Source organism: Faecalibacterium sp. AF28-13AC, assembly GCF_003478405.1.
GTDB classification, from domain to species: domain Bacteria; phylum Bacillota; class Clostridia; order Oscillospirales; family Ruminococcaceae; genus Faecalibacterium; species Faecalibacterium prausnitzii_E.
The window spans coordinates 357,507-374,119 of the sequence record NZ_QUFG01000002.1; the positions used below are offsets into that span (position 1 = coordinate 357,507).

Here is a 16,613-nt window from a genome sequence, read left to right on the forward strand (position 1 = left end):
GAAACTGCCCGGTGCGTTTTTCCGGACGGCTTGGATAAGTGCAACAAAAAATCAAAAAATGGAGGAACTATTATGACAGCAGTTGCGACTCCCGATGCGGCACGGCTGGTATTTGCTGCCGTAGCAGGCCTGATCCTGTTGCTCATTCTCATCATCAAATTCAAAGTCCACGCCATGATCTCCATTCTGGTGGGTGCCGTTGGCATCGGCCTGATGGCCGGAATGCCCCTGTCCGACATCGTTGGCTCGGTCAATGAGGGCATCGGCAACACCCTGAAAGGCATCGCCCTTCTGGTGGGTCTTGGCTCCATGTTCGGTGCCATTCTGGAAGAATCCGGCGGAGCACAGACGCTGGCCGTGACCATGGTACGGAAGTTCGGCGACGAAAAAGCCGCGTGGGCACTGGGCATCACCGGTCTGGTGGTGGCCATGCCGGTCTTCTTCGATGCCGGTCTGATCATCCTCATCCCGCTGGCGTTCTCGCTGGCAAAGCGCACCAAGCGCTCCGTTCTGTACTACGTCATCCCCTTGCTGGCCGGTCTGGCGGTCGGTCATGCGTTCATCCCTCCCACGCCGGGCCCTGTGCTGGTGGCGACCATGCTGGGCGTGGACCTGGGCTGGGTCATCCTCATCGGCATCTTCTGCGGCATCTTCGCCATGATCGCCGCCGGCCCCATCTGGGGTTCCATCTGCGGCAGGAAATACAGGATCGAAGTCCCCGAACATGTGGCGCAGCAGGATGATATCGACGAGAGCAAGCTGCCCAAGTTCGGCACCATCGTGGGCATCATCCTGATCCCGCTGGTCCTCATCATCGCAAACTCCGTGGCCAAGGTCGTGCCCGCTCTGGCTGGCATTCAGCCGGTCCTGGCTTTCCTCGGCGAGCCGTTCATGGCTCTGCTGCTGGCCACCATCGCTGCCATGTATCTGCTGGGCACCCGCCATGGTTACAGCAACGCCCAGCTGGAAAAGATCATGACCAAATCTCTGGAGCCCACCGGCATGATCCTGCTGGTCACTGCCTGCGGCGGTGTGCTGCGCTACATGCTGCAGAACTCCGGCCTGGGTGATGTCATCGGCAACGCCGTGGCAAACGCCAGCCTGCCGCTGGTGCTGGTCGCCTTCATCGTGGCCGCTCTGGTCCGCATCTCGGTCGGTTCGTCCACCGTTGCCATGACCATGGCCGCCGGCATCATCTCCGCCATGCCTGGCATCAGCGAGCTGAGCCCGCTGTACCTCGCCTGTGTCACCGCTGCCATCGCAGGCGGCTCCACCGTCTGCTCTCACTTCAACGACTCCGGCTTCTGGCTGGTCAAGAGTCTTGTGGGCATGGATGAAAAGACCACCCTCAAGACCTGGACCATCATGGAAACGCTGGTCGGCGGTGTGGGCTTCCTGGTGGCACTGGTCATCTCCTTCTTTGCCTGACCGCCCGTCCGGGGCCTGCACCCCCGGATGAGCGTCTGGGTGCTCTCCGATCCGATTCGTTTACCTCCTTCGAAATCAGCCGCTCCGGTTTTTGCTTTGCCCGGAGCGGCTGATTTTTTTATTTTCAATTTGTTCAAAAACCTCACAAAGAAACTCCATTTTTATCCGGTACAATAAGGGTGCAGTCAGGGAGGAACGAACGATCCTCCCGCAGGATGCCAATGCAGGCAATGAAAACCGCACACCTCGGCAGAAAACCGATGCTGCGGCCCCCTTTGAAAAAAAACACTGTCCCCCGCGGATGCGAGGCAATAGCCAATGCGGCGGGCAGACTACCAACCATCTCCTGACAACCGCAAATGTTTGGGAGTTCTCATACGACAGGCAGCGCCGCTTTCTCCTCCTTTCCACGGCGCTGCCTGTTTTTGCATTTTTGGCAGAATGCAGCACAAGACCCCCGGCGCAGGCCGGGGGTCTTGTGCGTTGTACGGGGTGCGGGCGGATGAAAGGCAGTTCAGAATAAGAGCTTGCGGAGCGTGCTTTCCCGCAGGCCGGCCAGCTTGTCCGGCCAGGTGTTCAGGCGGCAGAGCCGGTGGAGCAGTTCGGCCTCGGCAAGGTCGTTTTTTGCCGCAGAAAGCAGTACGCTCCGTGTAAAAAGATGAATGTTTTCCGAATCGGAATAAAAAATCAGCTGAACATGGCCGGAAAAAAGGGCAAACAGGGCCGTGCGCAGCTCATGAGAGCCAAACAGCGGGAAAAGGTCGCTGTTTTTCAACAACAAAACGTCCGCCTGTGGAAAAAATGCGCGGGCTGTTTCTTGCAAAGAAGCTTCGTCCGGCCAGAAGGGCGCAGACTCGGTCATCCGGGGCGCATAGCAGACGAAGGTGCCGACATCCCGCGCGGCGGCGATGGCCTTGAGGTGAGTCAGCCGGGCGGGGGAGTCCAGCAGGCAGGCGGAGGAGAAGCAGAGCGCGAAGGCGTCCCGGAAAGTGTCGGCGTCCAGCTGTTCCGGGGCATAGCAAAGCTCGGAGGAGCGGGTGCGATAGGGGAGCGTCTCGCCCGCGCCGGAGAAGACCACCGGGGTGGGGGCTGCATCCGTGAAGCAGAGGCGGGAGCAGTCCACACCGTCTGCCGCCAGCTGGGCTGCTGCCTTGCGGCCAAAGGAGTCGGCCCCCAGCTGGGAGAGAAGCACCGCCCGCCCGCCGCAGCGGGTGTAGGCGCGGCAGAGTCCGGCCCCCCAGCCGCCGACCTGCACCTGAAACTGTCCGGCAAGCTCCGGCGGTGTGTCAGCGGTCAGTTCCAGCCAGGTTTCGCCCAGGCAGAGCAGGGGCTTTTCCGGCATGGCGGCTCCCTCCTTTCCATCAAAATAGGGTACAAGTATACACCCGGTAAAAGCGATTCGTCAACGGGAAATCTGGCGGGAGCTCTATATGAGCCGCATCTCCGGGAGTTTTTCCCGGCGAGTCAAAGGGCATTCCATGCCCTCCCCAATGTTTCGCGTCGGGTCCCTACCTCGGATACTCGCCGGTAAAACTCCCCTCGTGCGGCGGGGAAAAGCAACCGTTCCGTGGGAGCGGTCTGCCGCACGAGATTGACATTTTGCGTAAACCTGTGCTAAACTGGCGAACAAGTGTAAGAATGGACAGAAAGGACGCTTCATGAACCTGACAAAGCAGTTTTTCAAATACGTTTCCCAGAACATTTTCGGCCTGCTGGGAACGTCGTGCTACATCCTGGCGGATACCTATTTCATTGCGCAGGCGGCGGGCACCGACGGCGTGACCCTGCTGAACCTCTGCCTGCCCATCTATAATCTCATCTTTGCCTTCGGCTCGATGATCGGCCTGGGCGCGGCCACCCGCTATGCCATCCTGCGGGCGCAGGGGGATGCGCGGGCGCAGCGCTATTTCTCCAATGCCATTTTCAGCGTCTGCATCCTGGCGGTGCCGTTCATGCTGGTGGGCATCTTCCGCCCGGACGGCCTGCTGCGGCTGATGGGCGGCGATGCGGACATCGTGGCGCTGGGCATGAACTATGCCCGCATCTTCCTGATGTTCACCCCCTTCTTTATGTGCAACTATGTGGTGGCGTCCTTCGTCCGCAACGACGGCGACCCCTCGCTGGCCATGGTGGCGACGCTGAGCGGCAGTCTGTTCAATGTGGTGTTCGACTACATCTTCATCTTCCCGATGGGCCTGGGTCTGCCCGGTGCGGCGCTGGCAACGGCCATCTCGCCGATATTGAGCATTGCCGTATGCAGCGCACATTTTATAAAGAAGAGCAACACCATCACCTTTGTGCGCAAGGCACCGTCCGTCAGGCTGCTGGCCCAGAGCTGCCAGCTGGGCATCTCCGGCTTTGTCGGGGAGCTTTCCTCCGGCGTGACGACCACCGTATTCAACTTCCTGCTGCTGCGCCTGGCGGGCAATGTGGCTGTGGCGGCCTATGGCGTCGTGGCGAACTTTGCGCTGGTGGCAACAGCCATCTTCAACGGCGTGGCGCAGGGCGCGCAGCCGTTGGTGAGCCAGTGCTACGGCAAAAATGAGATGGCCGGGGCCAGAAAGCTCCTGCTGCTGGGCTGCGGCACAGCGCTGGGACTGGCGGCGCTGCTGTACGGCGTCGTGTTCGGGTATACCGATGTGCTGACGGCTCTCTTCAACAGCGAGAACTCCGCGCTCATGGCTGAGTTTGCCCACAGCGGGATGCGCATCTACTTCGTGGGGTACTTCTTCGCGGGCTGCAACATCGTGGCGGCGGGCTATCTGGGGGCCGTCAACCGCCCGGCGGAGGCCTCCATCACCTCACTGTGCCGCGGCATGGTGGCCATCGTGGTCTGTTCGCTGGTGCTGAGCGCACTGTTCGGGATGAACGGCGTCTGGGCGGCGTTCCCGGTCTCGGAGGCCATCACACTGGCGCTGACCGTCTTCCTGCTGAAGCGGAAGGCCGGAAGGGCATAAAAAAGCGGGGCAGAGCAGCCCCGGTACATTAAATATAGAGCTCCTGCTCCCGTTTGCTTTCGGCGGGCGAGAGGGGGCGCACTGCCTGACCGGCCATGGCCCGCCACTGCGCGGGGGAGTGGCCGGTCTCTTTTTTGAAGACGCGGCAGAGGTAGTTCGCTCCGGAAAAGCCGCACAGGCTGGCGATGACGTCCAGCGTGTATTCCCGGTGGAGGAGCAGACGCATGGCCGCTTCGATGCGGACGGTGGTCAGATACCGTCCCGGCGGCACCCCCACTGCGGCCGTGAAGGTGCGGACGAGGTGGCTTTTCGAGACGCCCAGCCGCTCGCTGAGCTCCTCCACGCCGTAGAGGCCCGCGTAGTTCTGGCGGATGTCCTCGATGGCGGCGGTGACGAGGGGCGGCAGGGAGGGCGCAGCGCTGTCGGCCCCCGACAGCTCGCACAGCAGTGCAAAGGCGAGCTGGCTGACGGCGCGGCTGTGCGGGGCGCTGAGAAGCTCTGCTCCGGCCTCTGCGGCCAGCCGCCCCATCAGTTCGGCGGCGGCAGGGCAGGTCTCGCCGCGGGCCAGAAAGGGCAGCTCGGTCAGCCCGGCGAGGAACTGCGCCGCCGCCTGCCCGGTGAGCTGGATGCAGAGCAGATGGCAGCCGCCCTCCGGGGCAAGGGCCAGCGGAGCGCGGCTCAGGATCAGATGGCCGGCAGACACGCTCTGGGGCGGCAGGACGAGAGCCGACCCCGCCGGGGACGGCCCGGCAGCGGGCAGGGAAGCCGTGCATTTTCCGCTGGAGACCAGGCACACCCACAGCCCTTCGCCCGCCAGCGTGAGGGGGCTTTCGGGCTGGACATCCTGCACCGAGGCCAGCGCTGCGGTGGTGCTCCAATCAAAAATCAATATCTGACACCTCAAATCAATAAAATGCTATTTTATATCACAAAATAATCTGCTATTATAATAACAACGAAAGCACCCCTCGTCAAGAAGCGGTGCGAACCTGATAAAAAATAATGGAGGCAAATGACCTATGGCTTCGATTAGCTGCCAGCACATTTACAAGATCTATCCGGGCGCTACCGCTCCTTCTGTTACCGACTTCAACCTGGAGATCCAGGATAAGGAATTCATCATCTTCGTCGGCCCCTCTGGCTGCGGCAAGTCCACCACCCTGCGCATGATCGCCGGCCTGGAGGAGATCTCCAAGGGCGAGATGTACATCGGCGGCCGTCTGATCAACGACGTCCCCCCGAAGGACCGCGATATCGCCATGGTGTTCCAGAGCTACGCTCTGTATCCCCACATGACCGTTTACAAGAACATCGCATTCGGTCTGGAGCTGCGCAAGACCCCGAAGGACGAGATCGACCGCCGCGTCCACGAGGCTGCCAAGATCCTGGAGATCGAGCACCTGCTCGACCGTAAGCCGAAGGCTCTGTCCGGCGGCCAGCGCCAGCGTGTTGCTCTGGGCCGCGCAATGGTCCGTAACCCGGCCGTCTTCCTGCTGGACGAGCCTCTGTCCAACCTGGATGCAAAGCTGCGTACCAGCATGCGCACCGAGATCATCAAGCTGCACAAGAAGCTGGCTACCACCTTCATCTACGTTACCCACGACCAGACCGAGGCTATGACCATGGGCGACCGCATCGTCGTTATGAAGGACGGCATCATCCAGCAGGTCGATACCCCGCAGAACCTGTATGATATGCCCTGCAACATGTTCGTCGCAGGCTTCATCGGCAGCCCCCAGATGAACTTCCTGGACGGCACCGTGACCAAGAATGGCGACCAGTATGCCATCGACCTGGGCGGCGATTCCATCCCCCTGCCCAAGGAGAAGACGGCAGACGGCAAGCTGGACTCCTATGTCGGCAAGAAGGTCAAGATGGGCATCCGTCCTGAGGACATCGACGACGAGCCCGAATTTATGGCAAAGCATCCGGACTGCCACCTGGAAACTCAGGTCGACGTCTCCGAGATGATGGGCGCTGAGATCTACCTGTACCTGGAGTACAAGGGCAACAAGATGACCGCTCGTGTGGCTCCCACCTCCAAGGCCCGCAACGGAGACACCGTCAGGGTCGCCTTCGATCCGCACAAGGTCCATGTCTTCGACGTCGAGACCGAGCAGACCATCCTGAACTAAGTTTTTCCAGGGATCGCTTTTGGTCCTCCTAATAGCAGCAGCCGCCGGGAAGAGATTCCCGGCGGCTGCTGTTTTTGCGTATTTTATTCGCTTGAAAAAACGGATGTCAGGCGTCTGCCTTTTCGGTCAGCACAAAGGTCAGCTCTGCGGTGGCGGCGCACTTGCCGTCCACATAGGCCGAGGCTTTGCCGATGCCCACCGGGCCGTGCTGTTCCACCAGCTCGCAGTGGAGGGTGAGCACATCGCCGGGTGTGACCTGTTTGCGGAAGCGGGCGTTTTTGATGCCGCCGAAAAGGGCGAGCTTGCCCTGATTCTCCGGAAGACTGAGCGCCGCCACAGCGCCGGTCTGGGCCAGTGCTTCGAGGATGAGGACACCGGGCATGACGGGCGCACCGGGGAAGTGGCCGTTGAAAAATTCTTCGTTGCGGGTCACGCATTTGCGGCCAATGGCCCACTGGCCCGGCTCGTAGTCCAGGATGCGGTCCACGAGGGCGAAGGGGTAGCGGTGCGGGAGGATGGCTGCGATCTGCTCTGCCGTGAGGGCATGGGGCGTTTCGCGCACGATGCGGGGTTCAGCCATGGCTCAGCCCTCCCATTTCCGGAACACGAGGCAGGCATTGTGCCCGCCAAAGCCCAGACTGTTGCTGAGCGCGTATTCCATCTTCATGGAGCGGCCGGTGTTGGGAACGTAATCCAGGTCGCATTCCGGGTCGGGCTGCTCGTAGTGGATGGTGGGCGGTGCAAACTGGTCGCGCAGCGCCAGCGCGGTGAACACGGCTTCCACGCCGCCTGCGCCGCCCAGCAGATGGCCGGTCATGCTCTTGGTCGAAACGACGGCGATGTCCCCGGCATGGGCACCGAACACCGCATGGATGGCGGCGGTCTCGCAGCTGTCGTTCATGTGGGTGCCGGTGCCGTGGGCATTGATGTGGTCGATGGCTTCCGGAGCGACCTGACCGTCGGCCAGCGCCAGCTTCATGCAGTCGATGGCACCTGCGCCGCCGGGGGCCGGTGCGGTGAAGTGGTAGGCGTCGCAGTTGGCACCGTAGCCCACCACTTCGGCATAGATGTGCGCACCGCGCGCTTTCGCGTGTTCCAGTTCTTCCAGCACCAGCACACCGCTGCCCTCGCCCATGACGAAGCCGCCGCGGCGGGCGTCGAAGGGCAGGCTGGCGGCATCCGGGTCGGAAGCCGTGGAAAGCGCCTTCATGCTGGTGAAGCCGCCGATGCCCAGCGGGCTGATGCAGCTTTCGGCACCGCCGCAGACCATGACCGGCTCATAGCCATCACGGATGCGGTGGAAAGCATCGCCCACGGCGTTGGTGCCGCCTGCACAGGCAGTCACCGGGCAGGTGCACATCCCCTTCAGCCCGAAGCGGATGGCGATCTGCGCTGCGGCCATGTTCGCGATGGACATGGGGACGAAGTAGGGGCTGACCTTCTCCATCCCTTTTTCCTCGCCGCGGGTGTGCTGCTCTTCGATGGTGGGCAGACCGCCGATGCCGCTGGAAAGGATGACGCCGATCTGGCGGGCTTCCGCTTCGGTGTCCAGGCCGCTGTCCGCAATGGCTTCGGCGGCCGCAGCCAGCGCCAGCAGGGTGAAACGGGCCATCTTGCGGGCTTCTTTTTTGTCTACGACGGTCTCCGGGTCAAAGTTCTTGACTTCGCCTGCCAGCTTGCACTTGAATTCGCTGGCATCGAACTGGGTGATGGGCCCGATACCGCATTTGCCTGCCATGGCAGCATCCCAGCTTGCGGAAACGTTGTTGCCCAGCGGGTTCACAGTGCCAAGGCCGGTGATCACGACTCTGCGTTTTTCCATGCGAAAGTTCTCCTTTTACATTGCCATGCCGCCATCCACACAGAGCACCTGCCCGGTGAGATAGCTGCTTTGTTCAGCGGTGAAGAATGCCACCGCGTTCGCCACATCCTCCGGGCTGCCGGCCCGGCCCGCCGGGATGCCTTTGGCCATTTCGGCGCGGACGGCTTCCGGCAGAGCGGCGGTCATATCGGTCTCAATAAAGCCGGGCGCAACGGCATTCACCGTGACGTTCCGGCTGGCCAGCTCCCGCGCCAAACTCTTGGTCAGGCCGATGAGGCCGGCCTTGCTGGCAGCATAGTTGGTCTGGCCGGCATTGCCCCGCAGCGCCACAACGCTGGAAAGGTTCACGATGCGGCCATACCGCTGGCGCACCATGCGGCGGGCGGCTTCCTTACAGCAGAGGAAAGCACCCTTGAGGTTGGCGTCCAGCACGGCGTCAAAGTCCTCTTCGGTCAGGCGGAGGATGAGGTTATCGCGGGTGATGCCCGCGTTGTTCACCAGGATATCCACCCGGCCAAAGGCGGCCGCGGCGGCGTCAAACAGCGCTTTGCAGCCTGCGGCGGTGGAAACATCGGCCTGCACGGCCACGGCGTCTGCGCCTGCGGCTTTGCACAGCGCGACGGTCTCGGCCGCAGCGGCTTCGCCGTGGCAGTAGTTGACCACCACGTTCACGCCCTGTTTTGCCAGTGCGGTGCAGACGGCGCGGCCGATGCCGCGGCTCCCGCCGGTCACGACGGCGGCGCGGGTCAGAGTCTGTTCGCTCATACGGTCTCCTTTTTCCATGCGTCCAGCACGGCGTCCAGTTCTTCCGGGGTCTCCACCGCAGCGCATTCGACGCCGGGCAGAGTCTTTTTCACAAAACCGCTCAGGGCCTTGCCGGGGCCGACTTCCAGAATGTGGTCCACGCCCAGCTCGCCCAGACGGCGCAGGGTATCTTCCATGTAGACGCTGCTCTTCACCTGCCGGACCAGCAGGGCCGGGATGCTGTCCTCCGCAGCCTTTTCGCGGCCCAGGCAGTTGAACAGCACCGGAACGCGCATTTCGCCGAAGGATTCGGTCTCGAACCGGCGGGCGAGGGCGTCCCCGGCGGGGGCCATGAGCCTGGTATGGAAGGGGCCGCTCACGTTGAGCGGGATGCAGCGGCGGGCACCGGCGGATTTCGCCAGCACGGCAGCCTGCTCCACCGCAGCCTTTTCGCCGCCGATGACCAGCTGACCCGGACAGTTGTAGTTGCAGATCTGGACACAGCCCAGAGCCGAAGCCTGTTCGCAGCACTGTGCAAGGGTCTCGCGGTCCAGATTCAGCACGGCAGTCATGCCGCAGTCGATGCCGTTGGCGGCATCGGCCATGGCTTTGCCGCGGTAGGCGGCCAGCTCGATGGCCTGTTTCGCGGTGAACACCCCGGCTGCTTCCAGCGCGGAATATTCGCCGAGGGAAAGCCCGGCGGTGTATGCGGGCTGTACGCCCTTTTCGGCCAGCACGGCGGTCACGCCGCAGGCAAAGGCCACCATGCAGGGCTGGGTGTATTGGGTCTGCCCCAAAACGCCGTCCGGGTCCTCAAAGCAGACGCGGTGCAGGTCAAAATCCAGCACGGCGCTGTCGAATGCGGCCCGGAAGGCGGGCGATGCTTCGTAAAATTCTTTGCCCATGCCGGGGTGCTGCGCACCCTGGCCGGCATACAACACGGCAAGTTTCATGCGTTCTGCCTCCATTCGGTCACAAGTTCGTCCATCAGTTCACGGACGGTATACATCCGGTCCAGCCGGCCCACATTGTCCCCGCAGAAGAAAAGACCTTCCTCCACGTTGCCCTTGACCGCTTCGATCAGTGCATGGGTGATGCAGTAGGGCACACAGGCGGGGTCGCAGGTCTTCAGGCAGCGGGCGCAGTGCCGGGGCGGAAAGCGTCGGCCTTCCGCCAGCGCCTGCACCAGCGGCGTGTTCAGTGCCCGGCCCGGCATCCCCACCGGGCTGTGGATGATGCGCACATCTTCGGGGCGGGCCTTCAGCAGAACGTCCTTGTACCCCTGCGCAGCATCGCACTCCACCGTTGGGATGAAGCGGGTGGCCAGCTGGACGCCTGCGGCCCCCAGCTTCGTAAAATGGGCCATGTCGGCACCGGTGTAGACGCCGCCCGCCACGAAGACCGGGATGGGGTGGCCGAACTGTGCCTCATAGGGCCGGACTTCGGCCAGGACCTCCGGCAGGATGTCGTCCAGCGTCTGGCAGGCCCCGGCAAGAAGCTCTTCTTCCGAAAAGCCGAGGTGCCCGCCCGCCTTGCAGCCTTCGATCACCACAAAGTCGGCGGTCCGGCCGAAGGCCTTGGCCCAGCGGCGCAGGATGAGCTTTGCCGCCCGGCCGCTGGACACGATGGGGGCGATGGCCACGTCCGGCGTATCCACAAGGCCGGGCAGTTCCAGCGGCAGACCCGCACCGGACACCACGGCATCCACGCCAGCTTCGACCGCTGTGCGGATGGCGGCGGCATAGTCCTGTGTGGCTACCATCGCGTTGATGGCCACCATGCCCGCGCCCTTGGCGAGGTCTTTGGCCTTTCGGATCTCCGCCGCCAGTGCGCGGTGGTTGGCGCGGACCGGGTCGCGGGCAAAATCCGGTTCCCGGTAGCCTGCATCGGCGGTGGAGATGCACCCCATGCCGCCGCAGGCCGCCACGGCCCCGGCCAGCCCGCCCAGCGAAACGCCTACGCCCATGCCGCCCTGCAGGATGGGGACGGACAGAGTCTTTTTGCCGAGGGTCAGCATTCCTCGTTCAGCGCGGCGATGCGCTGCCTCCCGCTGTTCCACAGGTCGTCGAGGATGTCTGCCACCGGGCGCACCTCGTGGAGCATACCGGCCACCTGACCGGCCATCAGGCTGCCGGTGGCGGTGTCGCCCTCAAAGACGGCGCGGCGCAGGCTGCCCAGCGTGTACTTTTCCAGCTCCATCTTGTCGGCTCCGGCCTTTTCCTGCCGGACATATTCCCGGCTCATCCGGTTTTTCAGCACACGCACCGGCGAGCCGCCGATGCGGCCCGTCACGATGGTATCGCTGTCCTTGGCCTTGAGCAGGGCCGCCTTGTAGTTTTCGTGGATGGGGCACTCCTCGCTCACGAGCAGGCAGGTGCCCACCTGCACACCGCAGGCACCCAGTGCCAGCGCGGCGGCCAGCTGACGGCCGTCGGCGATGCCGCCCGCTGCGATCACGGGAACGCTGACGGCGTCCACGACCTGCGGGACCAGCGCCATGGTGGTCATTTCGCCCACATGGCCGCCGCTTTCGGTGCCTTCGGCGATCACGGCGTCAATGCCCAGCGGCTCCAGATGCTTTGCCAGAACGGCGGCGGCGACCACGGGGATCACCTTGATGCCGGCGGCTTTCCATGCGGGCACATATTTGCCCGGATTGCCTGCGCCGGTGGTGACCACCTGCACGCCCTCTTCCACCACGATCTTTGCAAATTCATCGGCCTGCGGGTGCATCAGCATGATGTTCACGCCGAAGGGCTTGTCCGTCAGCTGCTTGCAGCGGCGGATGTTCTCACGCAGGGTGTCGGCGTTCATGCCGCCTGCGCCGATGATGCCCAGCGCACCTGCGTTGGAGCAGGCAGCGGCAAACTCGCCGGTGGCGATGTTGGCCATGCCACCCTGGATGATGGGGTATTTTGTGCCTAAAATTTCATTCAACAGTTTCATACGCACTCTTTGTATTGAAAAATCGCGCCGCCCCAGGTCAGCCCGCCGCCGAAGCCGATGCAGGCCAGCAGCTGGCCGGGCTTCAGCTGCCCGCTTTCGGCCAGCTCGTTGAGAGCGACCGGGATGCTGGCGGCGCTGGTGTTGCCGTGACGGTCCATGTTCTTATAAAATTTTGCCGGGTCGGCCCGCAGCGCCTTGACGCAGTGGTCGATGATGCGGCTGTTGGCCTGATGGCAGACCACCCACGACAGATCGTCGAGGGTGCGCTGCGTTTCGTCCAGCACGGTGTGCAGACAGTGGGGCAGTGCCTCCACGGCAAAGCGGAAGACGGCCTTTCCATCCATCGTGATGGGCGCGGAGCCTGCGCGGGACGGCCCGCCGGCGTGGAGCACATCGCTGCCGCGCGCGCCCAGCGTGAGCGCAAAGGGGGTGTCCGCCAGCTGGAAGACTGCGGCACCGGCTCCATCCCCGAACAGCACACAGGTGGAGCGGTCGGCCGGGTCCATCAGGCGGGAAAGTGCTTCGCACCCGATGACCAGTGCATACTGCCCGCCCAGTGTCGCCAGCAGGCCCCGCGCCACGCCCATGCCGTAGAGGAAGCCGGAGCAGGCCGCGTTGACGTCCAGCGCAGGCCGGTCTTCGGGCAGACCCAGAGCCGCCTGCACCTGGCAGGCTACACTGGGGGTGGCATCCGGCGCAGACAGCGTGGCGCAGATGCAGCAGGCAATGTCCGCCGGGGCAAGGCCGCTGCGCTCCAATGCCTGTTTTGCCGCCCGGACGGCCAGCGTTGCAGCCGATTCTTCGTCTGTGCACCAGTGCCGGGTGCGGATGCCCGTGCGGCTGGTGATCCATTCATCGCTGGTGTCCACCATGCGGCTCAAGTCCTCGTTTGTGACCGTCCGGCCAGGCAGTGCCCCGCCGGTGGCGATCAGCTGCAAACCCTTCATGCGTTCCTCGTTTCTCCGATCTGGCGGTATTTTTTGTAGCGCTGGTCGGCCAGCTGCCGGCCATTCATGCGGCACAGCTCCCGCAGGTGGTTGCGCAGAGCAGTATCCAGGTGTTCGAACAGGACTGCATGGCCGCGCTGTGCGCCGCCCAGCGGCTCCGGGATCACTTCTTCCACGATGCCGTCGCGGTACAGGTCCTGCGCGGTCAGCTTCATCATCTCGCAGGCTTCGCCGCTGCGGGAGGCATCCTTCCACAGGATGCTGGCAAAGCCCTCCGGGCTGAGCACCGAGTAGACGGCGTTTTCCAGCATCAGGATGTGGTTGGCCACGCCCAGTGCCAGTGCACCGCCGGAAGACCCCTCGCCGGTGACGACGGCAATGACCGGAACGGTCAGGCCGCTCATCTCCATCAGGTTCCGCGCAATGGCTTCGCCCTGCCCGCGCTCCTCGGCATCCTTGCCGGGGTATGCGCCCGGCGTGTCGATAAAGGTGATGATGGGGCGGCCGAACTTTTCAGCCTGCTTCATCAGACGCAGGGCCTTGCGGTACCCTTCCGGGCCGGGCATCCCAAAGTTGCAGGCCAGATTCTCTTCCAGCGTGGAACCCTTGCGGTGGCCGATGACGGTCACCGGCAGCCCGTGGAACCGGGCCACGCCGCCCAGGATGGCGCTGTCCTCCTTGCACTGGCGGTCGCCCCGCTGCTCGAAGAAATCGGTGAACAGAGCCGAGACCGTTTCGTCGATGTGGGGACGCTCCGGGTGCCGGGCCAGAAAGACCCGGTCCTCGGCGGTCAGCGGGCCGCAGGAGCGCAGGATCTCGTCCTCTTCCACGGCCAGCTCGGCCAGTTCGGACGCATGGGCCGTGATGGCCTCCATGTCATTGCCGCTGCCTTTCAGCGCGGCGATCTGGGCATCCAGCGGGGCCAGCTGCTCTAAAATCTCTTTGATCATGCGTGTTTTCCTCCTGCATGGAGCTGCAAGACCTGGATCAGGGTATCCCGCAGCTGACTGCGGGGCACCACCTGGTCCACAAAGCCGTGCTCCATCTGAAATTCACTGCGCTGGAACCCGGCGGGCAGCTTTTCGCCGATGGTCTGCTCAATGACGCGCGGCCCGGCAAAGCCGATGAGGGCATCCGGTTCGGCCAGCATGATGTCGCCCAGGCTGGCGAAGCTGGCCGTCACACCGCCGGTGGTAGGGTGGGTCAGCACGCTGACGTACAGCCCGCCTTTGGCGGAAAAGCGCTGGATGGCGGCCGAGGTCTTTGCCATCTGCATCAGGCTGAAGATGCCCTCCTGCATCCGGGCACCGCCGCTGGCAGAAAAGATGACCAGCGGCAGGCGCTTGGCGGTGGCATACTCCACGGCGCGGGTGATCTTATCGCCCACAGCGGTGCTCATGCTGCCCATGAAGAACCGGCTGTCCAGCACGGCGGCCACACAGGCGACCCCGCCGATGCGGCCCGTTGCCGTGACAGCAGCTTCGCGCAGGCCGGTCTTGTTCTGGGCGGCGGTCAGCTTTTCCTCATATTCCGGAAAATGCAGCACATCCTGCGGGGCCAGATCTGCATCCAGCTCCCGGAAGCTGCCGTGGTCCAGCACCAGACTGAGCCGGTAATACCCGCCGATGGGCATGTGATAGCCGCAGTTGGGGCAGACATAAAGGCTTTTCGTCCACAGGGTGCGGGCGGCGCGGCGGCCGCACTGCTTGCACTCCACGAACTGCGGTTCGTGCCAGATGGCTCCGGCATCCCGTTTGGCCTTCAGCTGGAAGGTGCGCTCCCGCATCCGGCCGGGGAGCAGGTCTCGGATATCGTTCATAGCGTTCAGCCTCAGACGTGTGCGGTGATGTAGTTGTAGATGTCGCCCACGGTCTTGAGCTTTGCCAGCTCCTCGTCCGGGATGGAGACGCCGCAGGCATCCTCCAGCGCCATGTTCAGTTCCACAGCGTCCAGGCTGTCGGCTTCGAGGTCCTCGGTCAGGCTGGCTTCCATGGTCACCTTGTCGGCATCGCAGTTCAGGGTGTCAACAACGATCTTCTTCATCTCTTCAAACGTCATGGTAGGTTTCTCCTTTATTGTTTCAATGATTATCTAAATAATTTGAGTTTTCTTGCGAACACGACCATTATACCCAAATCGTTGGATAAGTCAAGAAAAATAGTTAAAATATTTTATCTTTTACAATTCTGACACACTTTGGCTCCTCCGATTGCACGAAAAAAGCGCGGAGTTTTCAGCCATTCGGCCAAAAAACTCCGCGCTTTGCAGTCCGTACGGTCCGGCAGACCGTACCTATTTTACTTTCTACAGAACCGTTCGTCAGACGAGATACCCTTCGAAGCAGTGGAGATCTTCCGTCTTGACGATGCCTTCCAGGTAAAGGCCGTCTTCCCGGTACTCCTCCACCTGCACGCTGCCGCGCTCCCGCATGGGGGCGGCGAGGCCGAGCTTGTCGTAGGGGAGCAGGACCTTGAGGGTGTGGACCCGGTCGCTGAGGGTCTCATCCAGCTTTTGCAGCAGCTTGTCCAGACCATAGCCGGTCTTGGCGCTGGTCAGCAGGATATCCGGGTCAAAGGACAGGGCACCGGGCTTGTCGCACTTATTGTAGACGGTCAGGCGGGGGATGTCGGCGCAGTCCAGCCCGTCCAGAACCTCGTCGGTGACGGCCAGCTGCTCTTCGCGCTGTTCGTCGCCTGCATCGGCCACCCGGACGATGACGTCCGACCAGGCGGCTTCTTCCAGCGTGGATTTGAACGCCTCGACCAGGTTGTGGGGCAGACGGGAGACAAAGCCGACCGTATCCACGAGCAGTACCGCCATGCCGCTGGGGAGCACCAGTTTCCGGCTGGTGGGGTCCAGTGTAGCGAACAGCATGTCGGCCTCGGCGACGCTGGGGCCGCACAGGGCGTTCATCAGGCTGGATTTGCCCACGTTGGTGTAGCCCACCAGACTGACCACCGGCATCCCGGTCTTGGCGCGGGCCTTCCGGCTCTCGCCCCGGCGCTTCTCCATCTCGGCCAGCTTCTCAGCCAATGCGTCGATGCGGGCGTGGACGTGGCGGCGGTCCAGCTCCAGCTTGGTCTCACCGGCACCGCGGCGGGCACCACCGCCGCCGCCACCGCCGCCGCCCTGGCGGCTCAGGCTCTCGCCCATACCCTGCAGGCGGGGCAGACGGTAGCGCAGCAGGGCCAGTTCCGTCTGCAGTTTGCCTTCGTTGGTCACGGCGCGGCTGCGGAAGATCTCCAAAATCAGCATGGTGCGGTCGATGACTTCCAGCCCGCCCAGCGCGGTGGAGATGTTGCGGATCTGGCTGCCGGTCAGTTCGCCGTCAAAGACGGCGCACACGGCACCCAGCTCCTCGGCGGCGAGATGGGCTTCTTCCAGCTTGCCGCTGCCCAGCACGATGCCGGTCTCCGGGGTCTGGCGCTTCTGGGTCACTTCAGCCACGGCCTCCATGTGGTTGGCTTCGCACAGGGCCGACAGCTCGGCAAGGCTGCGCTCGCAGTCCCACAGGCCCTGATCCAGTGCCAGAAGGATGACCTTCGCCGGGGGTGTTTCGACTAAAATATCGTAAAGTTCGCTCAAAATAGTTCCTCTCTGTTGAATTGCTCATTTACTCAACAAAATGTTGCGA

16 protein-coding genes are annotated in these 16,613 nt (G+C 63.1%); 3 read left to right on the forward strand and 13 right to left on the reverse strand.

Going from position 1 to position 16,613, the window contains the following annotated elements; genetic code table 11:
• Positions 1–72 precede the first annotated feature (72 nt).
• Positions 73–1,428: a gluconate:H+ symporter gene (locus tag DWY95_RS04270; RefSeq protein ID WP_118552508.1), complete on the forward strand. Its 1,356-nt coding sequence runs from the start codon at positions 73–75 to the stop codon at positions 1,426–1,428.
• Between the two features lie 514 nt (positions 1,429–1,942).
• Here the strand turns inward: DWY95_RS04270 and DWY95_RS04275 are convergent.
• On the reverse strand, positions 1,943–2,770 hold the full coding sequence (locus DWY95_RS04275; protein ID WP_118552510.1) for a PfkB family carbohydrate kinase: 828 nt from the start codon (positions 2,768–2,770) through the stop codon (positions 1,943–1,945).
• A 316-nt stretch (positions 2,771–3,086) separates the two neighbouring features.
• On the opposite strand from DWY95_RS04275, the gene DWY95_RS04280 reads away from it, so the two are divergent.
• Entirely contained in the window at positions 3,087–4,385 is a 1,299-nt protein-coding gene (locus tag DWY95_RS04280; protein WP_118552511.1) for an MATE family efflux transporter, read from the forward strand.
• Positions 4,386–4,413: 28 nt separating this feature from the next.
• Here the strand turns inward: DWY95_RS04280 and DWY95_RS04285 are convergent, their stop codons facing one another.
• A complete protein-coding gene (locus tag DWY95_RS04285; RefSeq protein WP_118552512.1) occupies positions 4,414–5,274 on the reverse strand; it encodes an AraC family transcriptional regulator in 861 nt (286 codons plus the stop codon).
• 130 nt (positions 5,275–5,404) lie between these two features.
• On the opposite strand from DWY95_RS04285, the gene ugpC reads away from it, so the two are divergent.
• Complete coding sequence (ugpC, locus tag DWY95_RS04290) at positions 5,405–6,520, forward strand: sn-glycerol-3-phosphate ABC transporter ATP-binding protein UgpC (protein ID WP_097791685.1); 1,116 nt, start codon at positions 5,405–5,407, stop codon at positions 6,518–6,520.
• Between the two features lie 106 nt (positions 6,521–6,626).
• Here ugpC and fabZ read toward each other — a convergent pair whose 3' ends face one another.
• From fabZ to hflX, 11 genes are all read right to left on the reverse strand, one after another.
• Positions 6,627–7,100 carry a 3-hydroxyacyl-ACP dehydratase FabZ gene (gene fabZ / locus DWY95_RS04295; RefSeq protein WP_179859470.1) on the reverse strand — a complete coding sequence of 158 codons (474 nt, stop codon included), beginning with the start codon at positions 7,098–7,100 and terminating at the stop codon, positions 6,627–6,629.
• A 3-nt stretch (positions 7,101–7,103) separates the two neighbouring features.
• Complete coding sequence (fabF, locus tag DWY95_RS04300) at positions 7,104–8,342, reverse strand: beta-ketoacyl-ACP synthase II (RefSeq protein ID WP_118552513.1); 1,239 nt, start codon at positions 8,340–8,342, stop codon at positions 7,104–7,106.
• Between the two features lie 15 nt (positions 8,343–8,357).
• Entirely contained in the window at positions 8,358–9,107 is a 750-nt protein-coding gene (fabG, locus tag DWY95_RS04305; RefSeq protein WP_118552514.1) for a 3-oxoacyl-[acyl-carrier-protein] reductase, read from the reverse strand.
• A complete protein-coding gene (locus DWY95_RS04310) occupies positions 9,104–10,039 on the reverse strand; it encodes an ACP S-malonyltransferase (RefSeq protein ID WP_118552515.1) in 936 nt (311 codons plus the stop codon). The genes fabG and DWY95_RS04310 overlap by 4 nt, the downstream gene beginning before the upstream one ends.
• Entirely contained in the window at positions 10,036–11,103 is a 1,068-nt protein-coding gene (locus DWY95_RS04315) for a nitronate monooxygenase family protein (RefSeq protein ID WP_118552516.1), read from the reverse strand. Before DWY95_RS04315 ends, DWY95_RS04310 begins: the two co-directional genes overlap by 4 nt.
• Positions 11,097–12,032, reverse strand: a complete 936-nt coding sequence (locus DWY95_RS04320) for a DUF561 domain-containing protein (RefSeq protein WP_097791690.1) — start codon at positions 12,030–12,032, stop codon at positions 11,097–11,099. Before DWY95_RS04320 ends, DWY95_RS04315 begins: the two co-directional genes overlap by 7 nt.
• Positions 12,029–12,979, reverse strand: a complete 951-nt coding sequence (locus DWY95_RS04325; RefSeq protein WP_118552517.1) for a beta-ketoacyl-ACP synthase III — start codon at positions 12,977–12,979, stop codon at positions 12,029–12,031. Before DWY95_RS04325 ends, DWY95_RS04320 begins: the two co-directional genes overlap by 4 nt.
• The gene (locus DWY95_RS04330) at positions 12,976–13,929 is read right to left on the reverse strand and encodes an acetyl-CoA carboxylase carboxyltransferase subunit alpha (protein WP_118552518.1); all 954 of its coding nucleotides are present in this window, start codon (positions 13,927–13,929) and stop codon (positions 12,976–12,978) included. The genes DWY95_RS04325 and DWY95_RS04330 overlap by 4 nt, the downstream gene beginning before the upstream one ends.
• Positions 13,926–14,798 carry an acetyl-CoA carboxylase, carboxyltransferase subunit beta gene (gene accD / locus DWY95_RS04335; RefSeq protein ID WP_118552519.1) on the reverse strand — a complete coding sequence of 291 codons (873 nt, stop codon included), beginning with the start codon at positions 14,796–14,798 and terminating at the stop codon, positions 13,926–13,928. The genes DWY95_RS04330 and accD overlap by 4 nt, the downstream gene beginning before the upstream one ends.
• An 11-nt stretch (positions 14,799–14,809) precedes the next feature.
• Entirely contained in the window at positions 14,810–15,037 is a 228-nt protein-coding gene (gene acpP, locus DWY95_RS04340) for an acyl carrier protein (RefSeq protein WP_097791694.1), read from the reverse strand.
• A gap of 261 nt (positions 15,038–15,298) precedes the next feature.
• Positions 15,299–16,564, reverse strand: coding sequence for a GTPase HflX (gene hflX / locus DWY95_RS04345; protein ID WP_118552520.1), 1,266 nt, complete (start codon positions 16,562–16,564; stop codon positions 15,299–15,301).
• Between the last annotated feature and the right edge of the window lie 49 nt (positions 16,565–16,613).